Source organism: Novosphingobium sp. HR1a, assembly GCF_015594425.1.
In the GTDB taxonomy this organism is placed as follows: Bacteria; Pseudomonadota; Alphaproteobacteria; order Sphingomonadales; family Sphingomonadaceae; genus Novosphingobium; species Novosphingobium resinovorum_A.
In genome coordinates, this window is record NZ_JABXWS010000058.1 from 35,222 (window position 1) to 55,255 (window position 20,034).

Annotated in this window: 19 protein-coding genes; 11 read left to right on the plus strand and 8 right to left on the minus strand. The window is 67.2% G+C overall.

Going from position 1 to position 20,034, the window contains the following annotated elements:
* The first annotated feature begins 238 nt into the window (after nt 1–238).
* The gene (gene ppa, locus HWN72_RS15465; RefSeq protein ID WP_008832446.1) at nt 239–781 is read left to right on the plus strand and encodes an inorganic diphosphatase; all 543 of its coding nucleotides are present in this window, start codon (nt 239–241) and stop codon (nt 779–781) included.
* A gap of 245 nt (nt 782–1,026) precedes the next feature.
* Here ppa and HWN72_RS15470 read toward each other — a convergent pair whose 3' ends face one another.
* Entirely contained in the window at nt 1,027–1,776 is a 750-nt protein-coding gene (locus HWN72_RS15470; protein WP_036531055.1) for an SDR family NAD(P)-dependent oxidoreductase, read from the minus strand.
* Nucleotides 1,777–2,110: 334 nt separating this feature from the next.
* On the opposite strand from HWN72_RS15470, the gene HWN72_RS15475 reads away from it, so the two are divergent.
* Both HWN72_RS15475 and HWN72_RS15480 read left to right on the plus strand, forming a co-directional pair.
* Nucleotides 2,111–2,962: a sulfurtransferase gene (locus tag HWN72_RS15475; protein WP_211150646.1), complete on the plus strand. Its 852-nt coding sequence runs from the start codon at nt 2,111–2,113 to the stop codon at nt 2,960–2,962.
* A gap of 175 nt (nt 2,963–3,137) precedes the next feature.
* Nucleotides 3,138–6,026 (plus strand): CHAT domain-containing protein, encoded by a 2,889-nt coding sequence (locus HWN72_RS15480; protein WP_289357479.1) that lies wholly within the window; start codon nt 3,138–3,140, stop codon nt 6,024–6,026.
* A 168-nt stretch (nt 6,027–6,194) separates the two neighbouring features.
* Here the strand turns inward: HWN72_RS15480 and HWN72_RS15485 are convergent, their stop codons facing one another.
* The 5 genes from HWN72_RS15485 to HWN72_RS15505 form a co-directional block, all read right to left on the minus strand.
* Nucleotides 6,195–6,740: a glutathione peroxidase gene (locus HWN72_RS15485; RefSeq protein WP_211150648.1), complete on the minus strand. Its 546-nt coding sequence runs from the start codon at nt 6,738–6,740 to the stop codon at nt 6,195–6,197.
* A 61-nt stretch (nt 6,741–6,801) separates the two neighbouring features.
* On the minus strand, nt 6,802–7,761 hold the full coding sequence (locus HWN72_RS15490) for an NAD(P)-dependent oxidoreductase (RefSeq protein ID WP_211150649.1): 960 nt from the start codon (nt 7,759–7,761) through the stop codon (nt 6,802–6,804).
* Nucleotides 7,762–7,765: 4 nt separating this feature from the next.
* Complete coding sequence (locus tag HWN72_RS15495) at nt 7,766–8,452, minus strand: glutathione S-transferase family protein (protein ID WP_036531048.1); 687 nt, start codon at nt 8,450–8,452, stop codon at nt 7,766–7,768.
* 174 nt (nt 8,453–8,626) lie between these two features.
* Nucleotides 8,627–9,262, minus strand: coding sequence for a CoA transferase subunit B (locus HWN72_RS15500; protein WP_036531046.1), 636 nt, complete (start codon nt 9,260–9,262; stop codon nt 8,627–8,629).
* Nucleotides 9,262–9,969, minus strand: a complete 708-nt coding sequence (locus tag HWN72_RS15505; protein WP_211150650.1) for a CoA transferase subunit A — start codon at nt 9,967–9,969, stop codon at nt 9,262–9,264. The genes HWN72_RS15500 and HWN72_RS15505 overlap by 1 nt, the downstream gene beginning before the upstream one ends.
* A 196-nt stretch (nt 9,970–10,165) precedes the next feature.
* On the opposite strand from HWN72_RS15505, the gene HWN72_RS15510 reads away from it, so the two are divergent.
* On the plus strand, nt 10,166–11,056 hold the full coding sequence (locus tag HWN72_RS15510; protein WP_211150651.1) for a LysR family transcriptional regulator: 891 nt from the start codon (nt 10,166–10,168) through the stop codon (nt 11,054–11,056).
* A gap of 7 nt (nt 11,057–11,063) precedes the next feature.
* Here HWN72_RS15510 and HWN72_RS15515 read toward each other — a convergent pair whose 3' ends face one another.
* Entirely contained in the window at nt 11,064–11,573 is a 510-nt protein-coding gene (locus HWN72_RS15515; protein WP_211150652.1) for a DUF2141 domain-containing protein, read from the minus strand.
* 245 nt (nt 11,574–11,818) lie between these two features.
* On the opposite strand from HWN72_RS15515, the gene rpe reads away from it, so the two are divergent.
* From rpe to HWN72_RS15545, 6 genes are all read left to right on the plus strand, one after another.
* The gene (gene rpe / locus HWN72_RS15520; RefSeq protein ID WP_036525820.1) at nt 11,819–12,481 is read left to right on the plus strand and encodes a ribulose-phosphate 3-epimerase; all 663 of its coding nucleotides are present in this window, start codon (nt 11,819–11,821) and stop codon (nt 12,479–12,481) included.
* A 3-nt stretch (nt 12,482–12,484) separates the two neighbouring features.
* On the plus strand, nt 12,485–14,359 hold the full coding sequence (locus tag HWN72_RS15525; protein ID WP_211150653.1) for a heparinase II/III family protein: 1,875 nt from the start codon (nt 12,485–12,487) through the stop codon (nt 14,357–14,359).
* 453 nt (nt 14,360–14,812) lie between these two features.
* Nucleotides 14,813–16,405: a bifunctional phosphoribosylaminoimidazolecarboxamide formyltransferase/IMP cyclohydrolase gene (gene purH, locus HWN72_RS15530; protein WP_211150654.1), complete on the plus strand. Its 1,593-nt coding sequence runs from the start codon at nt 14,813–14,815 to the stop codon at nt 16,403–16,405.
* 36 nt (nt 16,406–16,441) lie between these two features.
* On the plus strand, nt 16,442–16,639 hold the full coding sequence (locus tag HWN72_RS15535) for a hypothetical protein (protein WP_211150655.1): 198 nt from the start codon (nt 16,442–16,444) through the stop codon (nt 16,637–16,639).
* Between the two features lie 171 nt (nt 16,640–16,810).
* Nucleotides 16,811–16,960, plus strand: coding sequence for a hypothetical protein (locus HWN72_RS15540; protein ID WP_197524372.1), 150 nt, complete (start codon nt 16,811–16,813; stop codon nt 16,958–16,960).
* A gap of 46 nt (nt 16,961–17,006) precedes the next feature.
* A complete protein-coding gene (locus HWN72_RS15545) occupies nt 17,007–17,468 on the plus strand; it encodes a Fur family transcriptional regulator (RefSeq protein WP_036525896.1) in 462 nt (153 codons plus the stop codon).
* Between the two features lie 11 nt (nt 17,469–17,479).
* Here the strand turns inward: HWN72_RS15545 and HWN72_RS15550 are convergent, their stop codons facing one another.
* The gene (locus tag HWN72_RS15550) at nt 17,480–17,866 is read right to left on the minus strand and encodes a VOC family protein (RefSeq protein WP_069708517.1); all 387 of its coding nucleotides are present in this window, start codon (nt 17,864–17,866) and stop codon (nt 17,480–17,482) included.
* Nucleotides 17,867–17,960: 94 nt separating this feature from the next.
* On the opposite strand from HWN72_RS15550, the gene dxs reads away from it, so the two are divergent.
* Complete coding sequence (gene dxs / locus HWN72_RS15555) at nt 17,961–19,883, plus strand: 1-deoxy-D-xylulose-5-phosphate synthase (protein ID WP_036525815.1); 1,923 nt, start codon at nt 17,961–17,963, stop codon at nt 19,881–19,883.
* The last annotated feature ends 151 nt before the right edge of the window (nt 19,884–20,034 follow it).

Here is a 20,034-nt window from a genome sequence, read left to right on the forward strand (position 1 = left end):
CCCCCACCCGACCACCCAACGATAGTACCCTATGGGTGGTCGGGTGGGGGAGAGGGCCGGTGCCGCTCCGAAAATGCCCGCCCGGGCATTTTCGAACAGACTCTTACCTCCGTATTCGCGCAATCATCGCAGTATCGTCCGAAATGGCTGTTGCGACGCAATAAACGCGACGCTAAGCCCGCGCCCAACGTGTGGCCCGCCACGCAGACGAACAGTGCGAAAATAAAGAAGGACCATTATGCGCATCGACATGATCCCCGTCGGCGACAACGCGCCGAAGAGCCTGAACGTCATCATCGAAGTTCCCGTCGGCGGCGAGCCGGTCAAGTACGAGTTCGACAAGGCCTCCGGCGCGCTCTTCGTCGACCGCATCCTGCACACGCCGATGCGCTATCCGGCGAACTACGGCTTCGTGCCGCACACCCTCTCGCCCGACGGTGACCCGCTCGACGCGCTGGTCGTCGCCCGCTCGCCGTTCATCCCGGGCTGCGTGGTCAAGGTGCGCCCGATCGCCGTCCTCAACCTCGAGGACGAGCACGGCGGCGACGAGAAGCTGCTCTGCGTGCCGATCAACTCGACCTTCCCCTACTATTCGCACGTGAACGAGAAGGAAGATCTGCCCGACATCGTCTACCAGCAGGTCGAGCACTTCTTCACCCACTACAAGGACCTGGAAAAGGAAAAGTGGGTTCGCGTCGGCACCTGGGGCAACGCCGCCGATGCCGCCCGCATCGTGGAAGAGGCGATCGAGCGCTACGAGGCCTCGAAGACCGAAGCCTGAGCCAGAACGATTTACCGCGTTTTCCCATTCATCAGGTGATCCCACCTGATTAGAAAACGCTCTAGAGTTCACTTCCCATGTGGACGGGGGCCGGCAGCGCAAGCTGTCCGGCCCCTTGGCTTATGGGGAGGCTCGAATCGCTCGAACGGAGCGAGAAAACCCTCCGTCATTGCGAGCGCAGCAAAGCAATCTAGGGCCGCGTAAACCGCACTGGATTGCTTCGCTGCGCTCGCAATGACGAGGACTCAGCTCACCACGCGGCCACCGTTGACGCCGATGGTCTGGCCGGTGACGTAGCCCGAAGCCTCGTGGCACAGCCATGCGCAGGCATTCGCGATATCGGCGGGCTCGCCCATGCGGCGTACCGGAATCGACTGGAGCAGCACTTCGGTCGGGACCTGGAAGCGCTCGCGGTTGGCCTCGGACATGATCGTGCCCATCACCGATCCGGGCGGGATGTTGTTCACGGTGATCCCGTAAGGCCCGAATTCCTGCGCCATCGAGCGCGTCATCGTCACCACCGCGCCCTTCGACGAGGAATAGCAGATCATGTTGAGCGCGCCGGTCTGCGCCGATGAGGACGAGACGTTGACGATCCGCCCCCAGCCGGCGTGCTTCATGTCCTTGATGACCAGCTGCGTCATCACCATCGGCCCGCGCACGTTGATCGCATAGACGAAGTCCCAGCGCTCGTCGGTCAGTTCCTCGAACGGCGTGAAATCGGTCACGCCCGCATTGTTGACGAGGATCGAGATCGGCCCCAGCGCATCGCGGCACTTCTCCACGGCGGCGGCAGCCTGTTCGCGGTTGGAGATGTCGGCGCCCAGCGCGATGGCGGTGCCGCCCGCATCCCTGATCGCCTTCACCGTATCCGCGCAGCGCGCCTCGTCGAGATCGAGCACGCCCACCGCGATGCCGTCCTGCGCCAGCCGCTTCGAGCAGGCCGCGCCGATCCCGGCAGCGGCCCCGGTGACGATGGCAACACGATACGTCATGCATTCTCTCCCGAAGATTTGCGCGCAGGATTACCGGGAATTGCGCCACGCAGAAGCAGTGCTTGGTGGCAGAGAAGCAGAATCCGCCACGGCGACGTCACAGGTCGTCCCGTGCCTGTTCGGGACGACGGCAATGCAAACCCCGATCCAGTCCCTGCGTCGAGCCTTCGCGCCTATCCGTCAGCCCGCCACATGCACCTGTTCGACACGTGACTTCTTTCGACGAACGACATACGAAGTAACATCTAAGCAATCGACATATAGTGTTCGTCACGCCTATTGTCCCTGCGTTCACCACAACACATTTCCAGTGGCCCACAGGGCAAGGACAACGATGACTTATGATACGTTGATCGCGGTCGACGCGCTCAAGGACATGCTCGCGTCAGGCGCGGACGTACTGATCTTCGATTGCGAATTCGAACTCGGCGCTCCGGACAAGGGGCATGACATTTATCTGAAGGGCCATATCCCCGGCGCGCGCTACGCCCATCTCGACGAGGACCTCGCCTCCCCGCCCGACGGCAGCAACGGTCGGCACCCGCTTCCCGCCCCCGTGGCGATGGTCGCCTGGCTGCGCGCGCAGGGACTGCGCAAGGGCCAGCAGGTCGTCGCCTACGACAGCAACGGCGGCGCCTGGGCGGCGCGGCTGTGGTGGTTGCTGCGCTGGCTGGGCCACGCCCCGGTCGCGGTGCTCGACGGCGGCAAGCCGGCCTGGGTCGATGCCGGACTGCCGCTGGAGACGAGCACCCCGCAAGTCGCCGCCTCGGGCGATTTCGAGCCGGGCGATCCTCTCGTGCCCGGCCCTGTGAACGCGGCCGAAGTCCGCGCGAACATCGACACGCGCGCCGCGAAAGTGCTGGACGCCCGCGATCCTTCGCGCTTTGCCGGCACCCCCAATCCGCTCGATCCGGTGGCCGGGCATATCCCGGGCGCGCGCAACCGTTTCTTCCGCGACAACCTCGGTGCCGACGGCCGTTTCCGCCCGGCCGGGGACCTCGCCTCCGAATTTATCGCATTGCTGGGCGAGGCCCCGGCGATCCTTCAGTGCGGCTCGGGCGTGACCGCCTGCCACAACGCGCTGGCCATGGCGGTGGCGGGATTGCCCGCCGGACGGCTCTATCCCGGCTCCTGGAGCGAGTGGATAGCCGACCCTGCACGGCCCGTGGCGACAGGGTCCGATTAAAGGACTGCAACCTGCGATATGACAGCACTTGTGAATTGCATTACGGCGAAAAAACGCGTCCCCTGAACATCTTGGCGCGGAGGCTTCGGCGCCGGGACGGGTTTGGTCCTCGGGAACAGAGACAGGCATGCAAGAGGCGCGGTGCGCGGGTGTTCTGAGGGGTCTCCTGGCGGCGGTGCTCACAGTTACCGCCCCCGCACCGGTCCTTGCGGCAACACCGACAGCCCCTTCGCCCTCGGAACTGCGCGACTTGCGCGGCTACGATACCGGCGGCGATCCCGAAGCGGCGCTGCGCCACGTCGATGCGGTGCTCGCCCGCGCGGGAACCGCGCCCCGCGTCGATCCGGTGGACCTGCTCTATGCGCAGGCGGTGAAGGCGAGGGCACTCTCCTCGCTGGACCGGACGGAGGAGGCACTGACGCTGCTGCGCGCCGTCGATACCGGCCTCACCGCCCACAAGGCCCCGCTCACGCCCGAGCGGGCCAGCCTGCTGCTGCATATCGGCTCGGAACTCGGCGCCCTGGGCCAGCTGGACGAGGCGCAGGACTATACCGCCCGTGCACTGAACCTCGCCGAAAAACTGGGCGGCCGCCAGAGCCCCGAATATGCCGAAGCGCTCTACGGCATGGCCTTGCTCGACTACATGCGCGGCGCGCAAGGGGCGGCCATTCCCAAGATCGCCGAGGCGCTGGCGATCGCCCGCGCCCACGCACTGGCCACCGGGGAGAACCTCGACGGCCCGGCCGAATTCGGCATCAGCCTCAGCGCGCTCCAGCTCAACGTTTCCGACGGCGACAGCGCAATTCTCACCGCGCGCGAAGCGCTGGCATGGGCCGAAGCGCGCTTGCCCGAAAACCACCGCGTGCGTGTGCAGGCCGTGCAGCAACTGGGCGCGATCCTCGCCGAGACCGACCAGTACGCGCAGGCGATCCCGATCCTGCGTGCAGCCCTTGAAAAGCGCCGCGCGATCCTGCCCGCCAACGACCCGAAGCTGGCGCTCTCGCTCCACGCCCTCGCCTTCGCGCTCGACAATGCAGGAATGCGCGCGGAAGCCGGGCCGCTCTACGACAAGGCGGTGGCGATCTTCGAGGGCAACCCCGATCGCATCCAGGCCAACAGCCTCGCCACCATGATCGGGCAGCAGGCGCGCATGGCCCAGTGGGAGGGCGACCAGACGCGCGGCCTGGCCCTGCGCGAAAAGGCGCTGGCCGTAGCCCGCCGCTATTCCGCTTCGCCGGAGGACCTGGCGGTGCTGACCGCCGAGTACAACCTCGCCTCCGCGCTCGTCAGCGCCGGGCGGGTGGACGAGGCCCGCCCCCTGCTCGATCATGCGCGCAAGGGCTTCCTCGCCGGCACCGGGCCGACGAACAAGCGGCGCTTCACCGCAGCCTCGCTGGCCGCCCGCATCGCCGTCAGGGAGGGCCGCAATGCCGAGGCTCTGGCCACCCTGACCGACGCGCTCGCGCCGCTGCGGACCCGCCTGCTCGACCGCGCCACCGCCCGGCGCGACGTCGTGACGATGGCAGCCGAATCGCGCGCCGCCTTCATGCAACTGGCCCGCATCGCCATCGACACCGACGCGCCGGACCGCGCCTTCGACGCCTTGCAGATGGCCAACCTTGGCGACCTGCAGGGGGCCTTCTCCTCGCTCGCCGCGCTTCGGGACGACTATGGCCCCGAGGCGCGCGAGGCGATCCGCAGCTACCTCACCCTCGCGGCAGAGGGGCGACAGCTGCGCAAGCGCCTCGACCGCGCGCTGATCGCCGGGGATCGCGCCGTCATCGCAGACCTCGAAGCAAAAGTCGCCGAAAGCGATGCGCGTGCGCGCGAAGCGGACGCGCGCCTTGCCGCTCTGGTGCCGGGCTACCGTTCGCTCACCGCCGTCGAACCCGCGCGCCTCGCCGATGCCCGCGCCCGGCTGAAGCGCGGGCAGGCGCTGCTGCTCGTCGGCGCCGACGAAGGCGGTCTGGTGACCCAGCTGGTCTCGCATGATGGTGTCGTCTCGGGCGATGCCGAGGTCTCGGGGCGGCACCTGATGCAGCTGCAGCAGCGCCTGCGCGCCTCGATCGAGAACGGCCTGCTCGACGAAGGCCGTGCCGGGTTCGACCGGCAGGCGGCGTTCGAACTGTTTCGCCTGATCTTCCCGGACCCTGTCCGCAAGGCGCTGCGATCGGTGCGCGAACTGGAAATCCTCGCCCCCGGCAGCCTTGCCACCCTGCCTTTCGCTGCACTGGTGACGCGCACGCCCGAGGGCGCGGACACCGATCCTCAGGCTCTGCGCAATACGCATTGGCTGGCCCGCGATCTTGCCACCAGCGTGATGATCCACGCCGATCCCCTGCCCCGGCGGGCGGAGACAGGAAAGGGAACAGCCACCTTCGCGGGCATCGGCGCCCCTCTGCTGGGACCGCCGACCATGCTGGCGACGCGATCCGCCTCGGCGCTCAAAGTGGGCGACGTCAGCGTGGAATCGCTTGCCCGGCTCGGCAGCCTGCCCGATGCCGAGCGTGAACTGCGCACCATGGCCAGTCACTTCGCGGGCGACAGCCAGCTCCTGATCGGCCCGCAGGCGACCGAGGCGGCGGTAAAGCAGGCCCCTCTCGACCAGGCGCGGGTGATCGCCTTTGCGACGCACGGCCTCGTCGGCGGAGGCTTGCGGGGCCTGGCGGAGCCGGCCCTCGTCATGACCCCGCCCAAGCTCGCGACGCCCCTCGACGACGGGCTGCTGACCGCCTCGGAGATTGCGCGGCTGCGCCTCGATGCGGACTGGGTGATCCTCTCCGCCTGCGACACCGGCGCGGGCGACAGCGAGAATGCGCCGACCTATTCGGGGCTCGCCCGGGCCTTCATCTCGGCGGGATCGCGGGCGCTGCTGCTCTCGCACTGGCCGGTGCGCGACGACGTGGCCGGACGGCTGACGCTGCGCACGCTCGAAGGAGCGCATGGTAAGGTTTCGCGGGCGGAGGCGCTGCGGCGCGCGCAAGTCGAGGTGCTGAAGGCACACGACGTGCCGGGCGGGGCGCATCCTGCGACGTGGGCTGCGTTCGTGCTGGTGGGGGATTGAGGGGCGGGCTTTCGGCCCACCCCGTCCGGCTAAGCAGCAAGCTGCCAAGCCTCCCGCCCCTCCCGCAAGCGGAAGGGCGTTCTCTCTGCTCCCTCCCGCAAGCGGGAGGGCGCTCGCCTCTTCTCCCGTCCCGCTTGCGGGAGGGGCTGGGGGTGGGCTTCCTTCCGCTTACTTCGCCAGTTCAGCCTCGATCGCACCCACCAGCAGCGGGTCCTGCGGCGCGGTGCCCGGTGCAAAGCGACCAGCGACCGAACCGTCGCGCGCGATCAGGAACTTCTCGAAGTTCCACAGCACTTCGGGGTCGTCGTTCGGGGTCATGCCGTAGCCCTTGAACTTCTCCTTCATGCCCTCGACGTCGCCCTGCTTGGTGGGCACCGCCTCGGTCAGCGCGGCGTAAAGCGGCTGCTTGGCCTCGCCGGTAACGTCGGCCTTGGCGAAGAGCGGGAACGAGACGCCGTAGTTGATCGAGCAGAACTCGGCGATTTCCTCATGCGTGCCGGGCTCCTGCGCGCCGAAGTCGTTGGCCGGGAAGCCCAGCACCTCGAAGCCCTTGTCCTTGTATTCGCCGTAGATCGCCTCGAGGCCCTCGTACTGCGGGGTGAGGCCGCACTTGGACGCGACGTTGACCACCAGCAGCACTTTGCCGGCGTGATCGCCGAGGGTGTCGGGCTTGCCGTCGATGCGGGTGAGCGGGATGGAGGCGAGGTCGGCCATTGGATGTTCTCCCATTAGAGTTCGGGCGGGTTATGCGCACGACTGGATGACCGCCGCAAGACTATGCAGGCAAACCGCCAAGGACCGGAGAAATCCACTCCGGGTCATGCGCGAAGGGCATCTCCGCGCCGCCGTGCAGGGCGGTGAGGATCGCGGCGAAATCGGTTTCGGCACGCCAGCCGAGCAGGCGCGCGGCCTTGGCGGGATCGTAGACGCGCTCGATCCTCTCGGGCAGAACCCAGCCCGCGCGGGCGTAGAGGTCGGCAGCATCGGGATGGTAACGGGCGATCACGGCGCGCGCATCGCGGGCCAGTTCCGCTGCATCCTCGCGCGCGAAAGGCGGCGGGGCGGAGAGCACGAAAGTCTCGCACCCCTCGATCCGCTCCAGCGCGGCAAGGTGGGCGAGCGCGGCATCACCAACGGTCAGGCGGCGGTTGAGGAACTCGTTCGCCTTGAGGTTGGGGCCGGAGGGGACCACGTGCGTATCGTCGTCCTCCGGGAAGAAGCGCCCGGTGCGCAGGATCGCCACCGCCATGCCGGTTTCGCGCGCGACGAGGCGGCACAAGTCCTCGGCCGTGCGCTTGGTGATGCCGTAGACATTGCGAGGGGCGAGCGGGCCGAACGCCTCGTCCATCCACCACGCGCCGTGTTCACCCGCCCCGGCGCGCACGTCGTCGCGAACCATCAGCGAGGTGGTCGAAGTGAACACGAAGCGCGCGTGTCCCGCATCCATCGCCGCTTCCAGCAGGTTGAGCGTGCCCGTCACATTGACGTCGACGAAGGCCTGCCGCCCGAAGCGCGCGATGTCCGGCTTGTGCAGAGCGCCCGAGTGGATCACCGCCTCGATCCCGTGGTCCGCGACGGTGCGGAACACCAGCGCGCGGTCCGCCACCGAACCCAGCACCGTCGTCGCCGCGCCCGTCGCCACGTCGAGGCCGATCACCTCGTGCCCGCGCAAGGCCAGCAGCGGTGCCAGATGCCGACCCAGCCAGCCGGAAGAGCCCGTCAGCAGGATGCGCATGGGATCAGGCAGGGGCGCGGTAGTCGGCGATGATCGCGCCGGCTTCGGCCAGTTCGGCCTCGTGGCTTTCCTCGCGCCAGGTCTCGGCGAGGGCTTCCTCCTCCCACTGGCGCATGGCGGGGTGGGCGAGCATCGCATCGACCCAGGCCTGCCCGCCGCCGACGTCGAGGCCATACGTGCGGATGCGGAAGGCCACCGGCGCGTAGAAGGCATCAATGGCGGTGAACTCGGCGCCCGCCAGCCAGGGGCCGCCGAAGCGGTCCAGCCCTTCCTCGAACATCTCGCGCAGGCGGTGGATCTCGCGGACCAGCGCGCCGCTCATCGGCCGCAGTTTCACGCGCACGCCGACGTTCATCGTGCACACATTGCGCAAGGCGGAGAAGCCCGCGTGCATCTCGCATACCGCGCTCTGGGCGAAGGCGCGGGCGTCCGGGGCCTTGGGCCAGACGGTAGGATGGCGGTCGGCGAGATAGAGCGTGATGCCGAGCGAATCCCACACGGTACGCTCCTCGTCGATCAGCGCGGGCACCTGGCCGGTGGGGGAAAAGCTGCGGAACGCGTCGTAGTTCACCGGCATGGTGAAGGGCTCAAGCTCATCCTCGAACGGGATGGCGAGCGCCTTCATCAGCACCCACGGGCGCAGCGACCAGCTCGAATAGTTCCGGTTCGCGGTGATGAGGGTGTAAGTCATGGATGGTCCCTTGCGAAGAGTGCGCGAGGGATAGCGTGATCGGCGGGTTCTGCCCACCCCGTCCGGCTAGTTCGCTGCGCTCTCAAGCCTTCCGGCCCTCCCGCAAGCGGGAGGGCTTGGTCGTTCTTCTCCCCTCCCGCTTGCGGGAGGGGTCGGGGGTGGGCCTTCCCGCGGTCAGCTCACGTAATGCGCCGTCGTCTTCGCGGCGACTTCCTCGGCCGTCACGCCGGGTGCCAGTTCGATCAGCCTGAACGGGCTATCGTGATCCGGACGCTGGAACACCGCAAGGTCGGTGATCACCATGTCCACCACGCCCACGCCCGTAAGCGGCAGGGTGCAGGCGGGGATGAGCTTGGGATCGCCGTTCTTGGAGGTGTGCTCCATGACGACGATGATCTTCTTCACGCCCGCGACGAGGTCCATGGCGCCGCCCATGCCCTTGATCATCTTGCCGGGTATCATCCAGTTGGCGATGTCGCCGTTCTCCGCCACTTCCATCGCGCCCAGCACGGTCAGGTCGATGTGCCCGCCGCGGATCATGCCGAAGCTGGTGGCGCTGTCGAAATAGGCCGAGTGCGGCAGCTCGCTGATGGTCTGCTTGCCCGCATTGATGAGATCGGGATCGACCTCGTCCGGGTAGGGGAACGGCCCGATGCCGAGCATGCCGTTCTCGCTCTGCAGGGTGACGGTGATGTCCTCGGGCACGTAGTTCGCCACTAGCGTCGGAATGCCGATGCCGAGGTTCACGTAGAACCCGTCCTGAAGCTCCTTCGCCGCGCGCGCGGCCATTTCGTTACGATTCCAGGGCATCAGACGGCCTCCCTTTCGCGCGTCGTCGTGAACTCGATCTTCTTGTCGTAAGGCGCGCCCACGACGATGCGCTGGACGAAGACGCCCGGCAGGTGGATCGCGTCCGGATCGAGCGAGCCGGTGGAGACGATCTCCTCAACCTCGACCACGCAGACCTTGCCGCACGTGGCGGCAGGCACGTTGAAGTTGCGCGCGGTCTTGCGGAACACGACGTTGCCGGTTGCGTCCGCCTTCCACGCCTTGACGATCGACAGGTCGGCGAAGATGCCTTCCTCGAGGATATAGTCCTCGCCGCGGAACTGCTTCACTTCCTTGCCCTCGGCGACTTGCGTGCCCACGCCGGTCTTGGTGTAGAAGCCCGGAATGCCCGCGCCGCCCGCGCGCATGCGCTCGGCCAGCGTGCCTTGCGGGCAGAACTCGACCTCGAGTTCACCGGCGAGGTACTGGCGTTCGAATTCCTTGTTCTCGCCCACGTAGGACGAGATCATCTTCTTCACCTGCTTGGTGCGCAGCAGCTTGCCGATGCCTTCGTTGTCGATGCCGGCATTGTTCGAGGCGAACGTCAGGTCCTTCACGCCCGCATCGCGGATCGCGTCGAGCAGCCTTTCAGGGATGCCGCAAAGCCCGAAACCGCCACTGGCGATCAGCAGGCCGTCCTTGAGCACGCCTTCCAGCGCGGCCTCCGCACTGGGGTAGATCTTGTTCATCGAGGCAGATCCTCTTCTTTTTTAGCGAGAGGCGGCACCGGCCCGCGCCCCCACCCGGCCACCCATAGGGTACTATCGTTGGGTGGCCGGGTGGGGGCGCGGGCCGGTGCCGCCTCTACTTCGGCAGACAAAACCTAGACAGCTTCTCCCATCACGAATAGCGATTGTTTTTTATCGGTTCCGATAGACACTGGTTATGAAACGCATCGCCCTGTTCCATCTCGAAACGCTGATGTGGATCGACCGCCTCGGCACCTTCGCGGCGGCAGCGGCGCGGCTCAACACCACGCAGCCCGCCATCTCGGCGCGTGTGCGCGAGATCGAGGAGCAACTGGGCGTGCCGCTGTTCCAGCGTGAGGGACGGCGCATGGTGCTCTCCGCGCGCGGACGGCGACTGGTGCAGGCGAGCGAGCCGCTCTACCACGGCCTCGAACAGGTGCTGCTGGAGGCGAGCGACTTCGCGGGCGCCACCGCCGCCGTGCGTATCGGCGCGGGCGAGATCGCCGCGGCCAGTTGCCTGCCCGCCTTCATCCAGGCCATCGAGCGCGACCGTCCCGGCGTTGCCATGGAGATCGAGATCGACCTCACCGCGCCGCTGCTCCAGCAATTGCTGGCGGGCACGCGCGACATCGTGTTCCTCGCCGGGCCGGTCGCGAGCCCCGGGATGCGCACGGCCTCGATCGGCTCGGTGGAACTGGTATGGTGCGCGGGCGCCGAAGTGGCGCAAGACGGCGGTTTCGCGAAAGCGCTGCCGGTCTGGTCCCTGCCCGATCACTCGCCGCTCCACGCGGTGACGCACGAGACGCTGGAGGGCCACGGCATCGTCCCGCGCGCGCTGCACACCTGCAACAACGTGCGCACCCTCATCGAGATCGTCGCGAGCGGCCAGGGCGCCGCCGTGCTGCCCGAGACCATGGTGCACGACCGCCTCGCCGCGGGAGACTTGCGCGAGGTGCTGCCGCGCCCCCGCCATCACGTGCATTTCGAGGCCGCGATCCGCACGCGCGAACGCGACCCCGTAATCCTCGACCTCTTCGCCCGGGCGAGCGAACTGCGCATAGAAATGTCAGCCCCGACGCGGGCCTGACCGGGACTTACATATACTTCATCTGGATGCGGATCGACTTCACGCCCTCGCCAACCGGCACGCCGACCTTGGTGTAGCTGGGCTTGCCAAGGTTGAAGATGTTGATCGACGGGTTGTTCGACATCGCACCGCCATCGGTGCGGATATCGGTCTCGCCATTGCCATTGACGTCATGGCGCACCGCGACGCCGTATGTGCCCGAGGCCGGAAGCGGCACGCAGAAGGTCATGGACCCGGCGCGGGCCGGAACCTCGATGCGCGAGAGCCACTTGCCCTTGACCAGCCACTCGCCCGAAGTCGCGCGGTAGGACTGGACGCGCACCTTGCCCGAGGACGACTTGATGCCGTCCACGGTGACCATCATCGCCGGCCCCTTGTCGGACTGGCAGCGGCGTATCTCATTGGGGATCTCGTTGCGATATTGGGCCAGCGCCGGAACCGGCGCGGCGAGACCGGCCATCGCGACAAGCGCGGCGGCGGTGCTGGTACGGCGAAGCAAGGCGTTGGTCTTGATCATCTCTTTTCCGTCTACTGGGTTCTTGGCAAATTGGCAGCCTGAAACCCTCCTGTGGCGCCCAAGTGCCCGAAAAGCGGTGAACCCGCACTGAACTTTCCGTTAGACCACGCGAAAGCCCCGGCTGGACGCAAACGCCGCTCCACGCGTCTTGCCACAAGATCGCGTGTGGAAAACGCACCCCCATACGCTTGTCGCCCCAAGATGTAGTGGCGTATCGCTGGGAAAAGGAGCGTTCGTTTCCCGCCATGACAATTCCGCTGATTTCCCCTTCGATCCTGTCCGCCGACTTCGCCCGGCTCGGAGAGGAAGTGCGCGCCATCGACGAGGCAGGTTGCGACTGGATCCACGTCGACGTCATGGACGGCCACTTCGTCCCCAACATCACCATCGGTCCGGCCGTGGTGAAGGCCCTGCGCCCGCACAGCGCCAAGCCCTTCGACGTCCACCTGATGATCTCTCCGGTCGATGCCTATCTCGAAGCCTTCGCGGACGCGGGCGCGGACTACATCACCGTCCACCCCGAGGCCGGGCCGCATGTGCACCGCACGGTGCAGACGATCCACAACCTCGGCAAGAAGGCTGGCATCTCGCTGAACCCGGCGACGCCCGCCAAGATGCTCGACTACCTGATCGACGACATCGACCTCGTCCTGATCATGAGCGTCAACCCCGGCTTCGGCGGCCAGAGCTTCATCTCCAGCCAGCTTCGCAAGATCGAGGCGGTGCGCAAGATGATCGACAAATCCGGCCGCGACATCCGCCTCGAAGTGGACGGCGGCGTCGATGCCAAAACGGCGCCGCTGTGCGTCTCGGCCGGTGCCGACGTGCTGGTGGCGGGCTCCGCGACCTTCAAGGGCGGGCCGTCGCAGTACGCCGCGAACATCAAGACCCTCAAGGGCCTCGAATAAGGCATGGGCGCCGACACCCGCTTCAGCCCGGCGGCATGGAACCCGGACAATGCCCGGGCGCTTCCCCTGTCGCGTGAGACTGAGGAGGGTGTGGTGACCGGAATTGCTGACAACCGCGCGCCAGCTCCGGCCGAAACGCCCCATATCGAGCCCGGTCGTGCGCTGGCGCTGGTCGATTTCTCTCCGCCGTCTGTGGGCGTCGGCGAGCGGCTGATCCGCATGGCCTATCGCCTCGGCGTGCCCGGCGCGATGCTTTCCGGGCCGATGGGCAAGAAGGCGCGCACCCGCCTGCTGGCGACCGTCAACAACACCCTGCCCGGCAGCCGTGCGGCAGGCACCGCGATCCGGGCCGGGCACTTCCTCGTCCACGGCGCCAAGACGCCGATCGCGCAAGTCGATTTTGCAGGCGCCGCGCGGGTCACGCCGCCGCTGGAGAAGGTGGTCCATTCCTTCTCCTGGCTCACCGACTTGGAAGCCTGCGCCGCGCGCGAACAGGCCGCGCCGGTCGCGGAACGCGTGCTCATGGCCTGGCTTCAGGCCAACCCCAAGCCGCCCGCCAAGCCGGGCAAAGGCCCGGCGTGGAGCGTGGGCAACACCGGCGCGCGCCTTGCCAACTGGCTGGCCCATGCCCCGCTGATCCTTTCGGGCGAGAAGGCGCTGCGCATCCGCACGCTGGCGCACATCGCCGCCACCGCGCGCTGGCTCGACCGCCACGTCACCAATGCCGAGGACGGTCTTGCCGAAGTGGCGGGCTGGGTCGGCATCGTCGCCGCCGGCCTACTGCTGCCCGACGGCCGCCCCCGCCGCCTCTATGGCGAGGCCGGCCTCATCAAGGCGCTCGGCGAACTGATGGGCGACGACGGCGGCGTCCTGTCGCGCAGTCCGCTCGCGCAGATGGAAGCGATCGCGCTTCTGGTGCGGCTGCGCGGCTGCTATCACGCCACCCGCCGCGATGCCCCGCCCGCCGTTGAGCGCGTGGTCGAACTGCTGGTGCCGCCGCTGCTGGCGCTGACGCACGGCGACGGCGGCCTCGGTTCGTGGCAGGGCGGCTGGGCCGTCGACGGCGCGGACGTCGAGGCGCTGATCCAGGCCAGCGGCGTGCGCACCCGCCCCTTACGCGACGTGCGCCAATGGGGCTACCAGCGTGTCTCCGCGCACAAGTCGATCCTGCAATTCGATACCGCGCCGCCGCCGATGCCCGCGCAGGCCCGCTTCGGCTGCGCCTCGACGCTCGCCTTCGAGTTCTCCCACGGGCCGCATCGCATCGTCGTCAACTGCGGCGGCGCGGCGAGCGGCGGCGGGCTGGTTCCCGTCCGGCTTGAGCAGGGCTTGCGGGCGACGGCGGCGCACTCGACGCTGACCCTCGATGACGCGAATTCCACGGCCGTGTTGATCAACGGCATGATCGGATCAGGCGTCACCGAAGTGGCGGTTGACCGCAAGACCCTGCCGCAGGAAACCGGCTCTAACGCCACCCGTCTGGAGGCCAGCCACAACGGCTATGCCACCCGCTATGGCCTGACCCACCAGCGCATCCTGCTGCTGCGCGACGACGGCAGCGAACTGCGCGGCGAAGACCTGCTGCTTCCGGCGGGCAAGAAGGGCAAGCGCGGCAAGGTCGGCTTCGCGGTGCGCTTCCACCTCGGCCCGGAGGTGGACGTCAACCTCACCGCCGACGGCAAGGGCGCCGGGCTCTCGCTGCCCGACGGCAGCTACTGGCAGTTCCGCTCCGCAACCGACGAGGGCGAGATGACGGTCGAGGATTCGCTGTGGGTCGATGGTCAGGGCCGCCCGCAGGCGACGCAGCAGATCGTCGTGCAGGGCATGGTCTCGCGCGGCGGCGGGACGTTCGGGTGGATCATCAAGAAGATGAATTGATGGTAACCGCGCCTTGAAGCCCCCGATGGGCCGTGTATATTGGCATTGTTGTTTCTGGTTTGATGAAAATCACCTTCGAACAAAGAAAGGCGCGCCATGCCAGTGGCGCGCTTTTCGCCGTTCGGGGGACAGGTGCCAGCCCATCCCCCGCCCGTCATCACTTGTTGCGGCTCATCTCCACGATCTTGAGAACAAGCGTCGTGAAGGCCAGGCACGCCATGATGATCAGGATTGTTGTTTCTACTTTGATTTCAATCACCCCCCTCTGCAGCCAGAATTCGGGTTTCCCCGCGCTGCTCCAGCGGCTTAGCCGAAAACGGCGGGCGGCAGCGGTTAACGCTCCTTCACCGCCCCGCCCAACCCGCGCCCCGGAAAGCGGCCCCGCCCTTGCCCCCGTGGCCCTGCCGTCCTAAGGGCGCGCGCAAAGAGCCACTCGCCAGGGAAGCCCGCCTCATGACCGATTCCGTCCAGATCCGCCGCGCCTTGTTGTCCGTGTCAGACAAGACCGGCCTTGCCGAACTGGGCAAGGTGCTCAGCGACCGGGGCGTTGAACTGGTCTCGACCGGCGGCACTGCCAAGGCGCTGCGCGATGCGGGCCTGACGGTGAAGGACATCTCCGACATCACCGGCTTCCCCGAGATGATGGACGGCCGCGTCAAGACGCTGCACCCGATGGTCCACGGCGGGCTCCTCGCCGTACGTGACAACCCCGAGCACGCCGCCGCCATGGCCGAACACGCCATCGGCGCGATCGACCTCGTCGTCGTCAACCTCTACCCCTTCGAGGCGACCGTGGCCAAGGGTGCGAGCCGCGACGAGATCATCGAGAACATCGACATCGGCGGCCCCTCGATGGTGCGCTCGGCGGCCAAGAATCACGCCTTCGTCACCATCGTCACCGACCCCAAGGACTACGAAGGCCTGATGGTCGAGCTGGAAGCGACCGATGGCTGCACCACGCTGGGCTTCCGCAAGCTGATGGCCGCGCGCGCCTATGCGCAGACCGCCGCCTACGATTCGATGATCAGCCAATGGTTCGCCTTCGCCGACCAAGGCCTCGAGTTCCCCGAGATGCTCAGCGTCAACGGCCGCCTCTCGACCACGCTGCGCTATGGCGAGAACCCGCACCAGAAGGCCGCGCTCTACACGCCGGTCGGCCCGTTCACCAAGGGGCTGGCGCAGGCCGAGCAAGTGCAGGGCAAGGAACTTTCCTACAACAACTACAATGACGCCGACGCCGCGCTCGAACTCGCCGCCGAGTTCCGGGGCCAGAAGCCCGCCGTCGTCATCGTCAAGCACGCCAACCCCTGCGGCGTCGCCCAGCGCGATACGCTGCTGGGTGCCTGGGAAGGCGCGCTGGCCTGTGACGACGTCTCGGCCTTCGGCGGCATCGTCGCGGTGAACCAGACGCTGGACGGCCCGACCGCCGAGGCCATCTGCCAGATCTTCACCGAAGTCGTCGTCGCGCCCGACGCCGACGAGGAAGCGCGCGCCTTCTTCGCGAAGAAGAAGAACCTGCGCCTCCTGCTGACCGGCGAGCTGCCCGATCCGCGCCGCGCTGGCCTGACCGTGCGCCAGATCACCGGCGGCCTGCTGGTGCAGGGCCGCGACAACGGCGCCATCGGTTTCGACGATCTCAAGGTCGTCACCAAGCGCGCGCCGACCGATCGGGAACTGGCCGACTGCCTGTTCGCCTGGACCGTGGCCCGCCACGTCAAGTCGAACGCGATCGTCTATGCGAAAGACGGCGTCACCGCCGGCATTGGCGCGGGTCAGATGAACCGCCGCGATTCCTCGCGCATCGCCGCTATGAAGGCTGCCGAAGCCGCCGAGAAGTTCGGCTGGGCGCAGGCACGCACCGTCGGTTCAGCAGTTGCATCCGACGCCTTCTTCCCCTTCGCTGACGGCCTGCTCGCTGCTGCCGAGGCGGGCGCAACGGCGGTGATCCAGCCGGGCGGCTCGATTCGCGACGACGAGGTCATCGCTGCGGCCGACGAGGCCGGTCTCGCAATGGTCTTTACGAACATGCGCCATTTCAAGCACTAAGGGTAATCCAGTAACCCGGCAGGAGAAGCAGCGACGATGATGGTAACCGGACTCGGCCCCCTCGTCGTCGTCGGCTTCCTTGCCGGACTTACCCTCGCGGCCGTGCTTTTGAGGCTGGGCCGCCTGAACTCTCCGCTGAGCGCCATGGGAGCCGCCGCTCTGCCCTTCGGCTGCGCGGCCCTGCCGGTGCTGGTGCTGGTGGCGATCTCCGTGGCCGCAGCATACTCGTACTGAGATCGAACGTTCCCGCCGTTCATCGCTGGCGATCAACCGTTCATCGATAATTGCACTTGTTAACGGTTCCGTTCACTGGACGGCAACCCATTTGCGGCCAAAGGGGCGCAACACATTTTCCGGACCGGTATCACGCCGTTCCCCAAAAGAGACATTTCGAAAGCAGACGTCATGGGTATCTTCAAAGCCGACTTCTACCGCTACTTTGCCTTCGGGTTCGCCGGTGGCGCGCTGCTGGTGATCGGCGCGATGGGCATTGGCCATGTCTCACCGCTCTCGAACGATCTCGTGCCGCCTGCACAGGCCGCCCAAGCCGAGTAAGCCTGCACTGATTGCACAAGTCCGCGACAGGCCCCATATGGGCGCCATGTCCGGCAACCATCATCACCACGAACATTCCGGCGACAGCCTTGTATCGGCCGCCCGCAACGCCCTCGTCGAAGCGGGCGAGCAGTGGACCGAGATGCGCGCCGACGTCTTCGGCGCCCTCGCCGAGCGGGAACGCCCCGCCTCCGCCTACGATCTTGCCGAGAGCGTCTCGGCCCTGCGCGGCAAGCGGGTGGCGCCCAACAGCGTCTACCGCATCCTAGACCTGTTCGTGCGCACCAACCTCGCCCGCCGGGTCGAGAGCGCCAATGCCTATGTCGCCAACAGCCACCCGGGTTGCCAGCACGACTGCATCTTCCTGATCTGCGACAGCTGCGGCCAGGCCGTCCACATCGACGACGACAAGCTGACCGGCGCCCTCATCGCCGCCGCCAAGGGCGCGGGCTTCGCCGACGTGCGCCCGGTCGTGGAACTGCGCGGCATCTGTGCGCAGTGTAGCTAGCGGAAGCCCCCTCAGCTCGTCTGCGTCAGGCTGAGCAGGTTGCCATCGGGATCACGGAACCACGCGGCCTTCATCGCGCCGTCCACCGACGTCCAGAGCCCCGCGACGTTCTGATTCTCCTCATCGAACACGAGGAACTCGACCCCCTTCGCGCGCAGCTGCGCCATCGTCGTCTCGATATCCGGGATCGACCAGCCGAGCACGGTATACTCGTGCGATTCCCATTCCCGGTTCGAGGTCAGCCGCAGGATCGCCCCGCCGCCCATGTCGTAGATCGTCGCGTACTCGTCCAGCGACAGTTCCGGCAGTTCCAGCACATCGCCATAGAACGCTTCGGCCCGCGCGCGGTCGGTCGTAGAGATGAACGTAATCGCGCGTGCCTCAGGAACGATCGCCATTGTATCCCCTTTCATTCCAATCGCCTGCTCTTGACGCAGATTAACGGTCACGGTCAATCGACACGCAAGTCTCAAAGGTGTAAGGGGCCGACAAATGAACGCCAATCCGGCCACTCCTTTGCTCGACACGGTTTCGACTCCCGATGACCTGCGCAGGCTGAAGCCCGCGCAGCTGCGCCAGCTTGCCGACGAACTGCGGACCGAGATGATCTCGGCCGTGGGTCAGACCGGCGGCCACCTCGGCTCCGGCCTTGGCGTGGTCGAACTGACCGTGGCGATCCACTACGTCTTCGACACGCCCGTCGATCGCCTGATCTGGGACGTCGGCCACCAGGCCTACCCGCACAAGATCCTGACCGGCCGCCGCGATCGTATCCGCACCCTGCGCCAAGGTGGCGGCCTGTCCGGCTTCACCAAGCGGTCGGAGAGCGAGTACGACCCCTTCGGCACCGCGCACAGCTCCACCTCGATCTCCGCCGCGCTGGGCTTCGCGATGGGCAGCAAGATCAAGGGCCAGCCCGGCCGCGGCATCGCCGTGATCGGCGACGGCGCGATGAGCGCGGGCATGGCCTACGAGGCGATGAACAACGCGCGCGAGGCCGGAAACCGCCTCGTCGTCATCCTCAACGACAACGACATGTCGATCGCCCCGCCGGTCGGCGGCCTCTCGGCCTATCTCGCGCGTCTCGTATCCTCGGGCCAGTTCCTGGGCCTGCGCGAACTTGCCCGCAAGTTCGCCCGCAAGCTGCCCCGCCCGCTGCACCTCGCCGCCAAGAAGACCGACGAATTCGCGCGCGGCATGGCCATGGGCGGCACCCTGTTCGAGGAACTGGGCTTCTATTACGTCGGCCCGATCGACGGCCACGACCTCGACGCCCTCGTCCCGGTACTGGAAAACGTGCGCGACGCCGGCGAAGGCCCGATCCTCGTCCACGTCGTCACGCAGAAGGGCAAGGGCTACGGCCCGGCCGAAAGCGCGGCGGACAAGTACCACGGCGTCCAGAAGTTCGACGTCATCACCGGCGAGCAGGCCAAGGCCCCCGCCGGTCCGCCCAGCTACACCGGCACGTTCGCCAAGGCCCTCGTCGCCGAAGCGGAAAAGGACGCCACGATCTGCGCGATCACTGCCGCGATGCCGTCGGGCACGGGCCTAGACAAGTTCGCGCAGATGTTCCCCGAACGCAGCTTCGACGTCGGTATCGCCGAACAGCACGCCGTCACGTTCGCGGCGGGCCTCGCCGCGCAGGGGATGCGCCCGTTCTGCGCGATCTACTCCACTTTCCTGCAGCGCGCCTTCGATCAGGTCGTGCACGACGTGGCGATCCAGAACCTGCCCGTGCGCTTCGCCATCGACCGCGCCGGGCTCGTCGGTGCGGACGGCGCCACCCACGCCGGCTCGTTCGACGTCACCTACCTCGCCACCCTGCCCAACATGGTGGTCATGGCCGCGGCCGACGAAGCCGAACTTGTCCACATGGTCCACACCGCCGCGCAATACGACGCAGGCCCCATCGCCTTCCGCTACCCGCGCGGCAACGGCACCGGCGCCGCCCTGCCCGAGACTCCCGAACTGCTGGAGATCGGCAAGGGCCGCGTGGTGCGTGAAGGTACCAAGGTCGCCCTCCTATCGCTCGGCACCCGCCTCGGCGAAGCCCTCAAAGCCGCCGACCATCTGGAGGCCAAGGGCCTGTCCACCACCGTGGCCGACCTGCGCTTCGCCAAGCCGCTCGACACCGACCTCATCCGCCGCCTGATGCTGTCTCACGAAGTCGTGGTGACCGTGGAGGAAGGCTCGATCGGCGGCCTCGGCGCCCACGTGCTGACGATGGCCAGCGACGAAGGCCTGACCGACGCCGGGCTAAAAATCCGCACCATGCGCCTGCCCGACACCTTCCAGGACCACGACAAGCCCGAGACGCAGTACGACGAAGCAGGGCTGAACGCACCGCAGATCGTCGATACGGTGCTGAAGGCGCTGCGGCATAACAGCGCAGGGGTGAACGAGGCGCGGGCTTAACGTTTTATGGGAAGTCCTGGGGCCATCGCCCCAGACCCCGATACTGTCGGCGCCGCGCGCGCAGCCGCGTTGAACAGGATTTCCAGCCTTGCGTGATTATTTGCCCAGCTTTCGACGTAGACGAATAACTCAGAAACCTGGTTAATCGCAC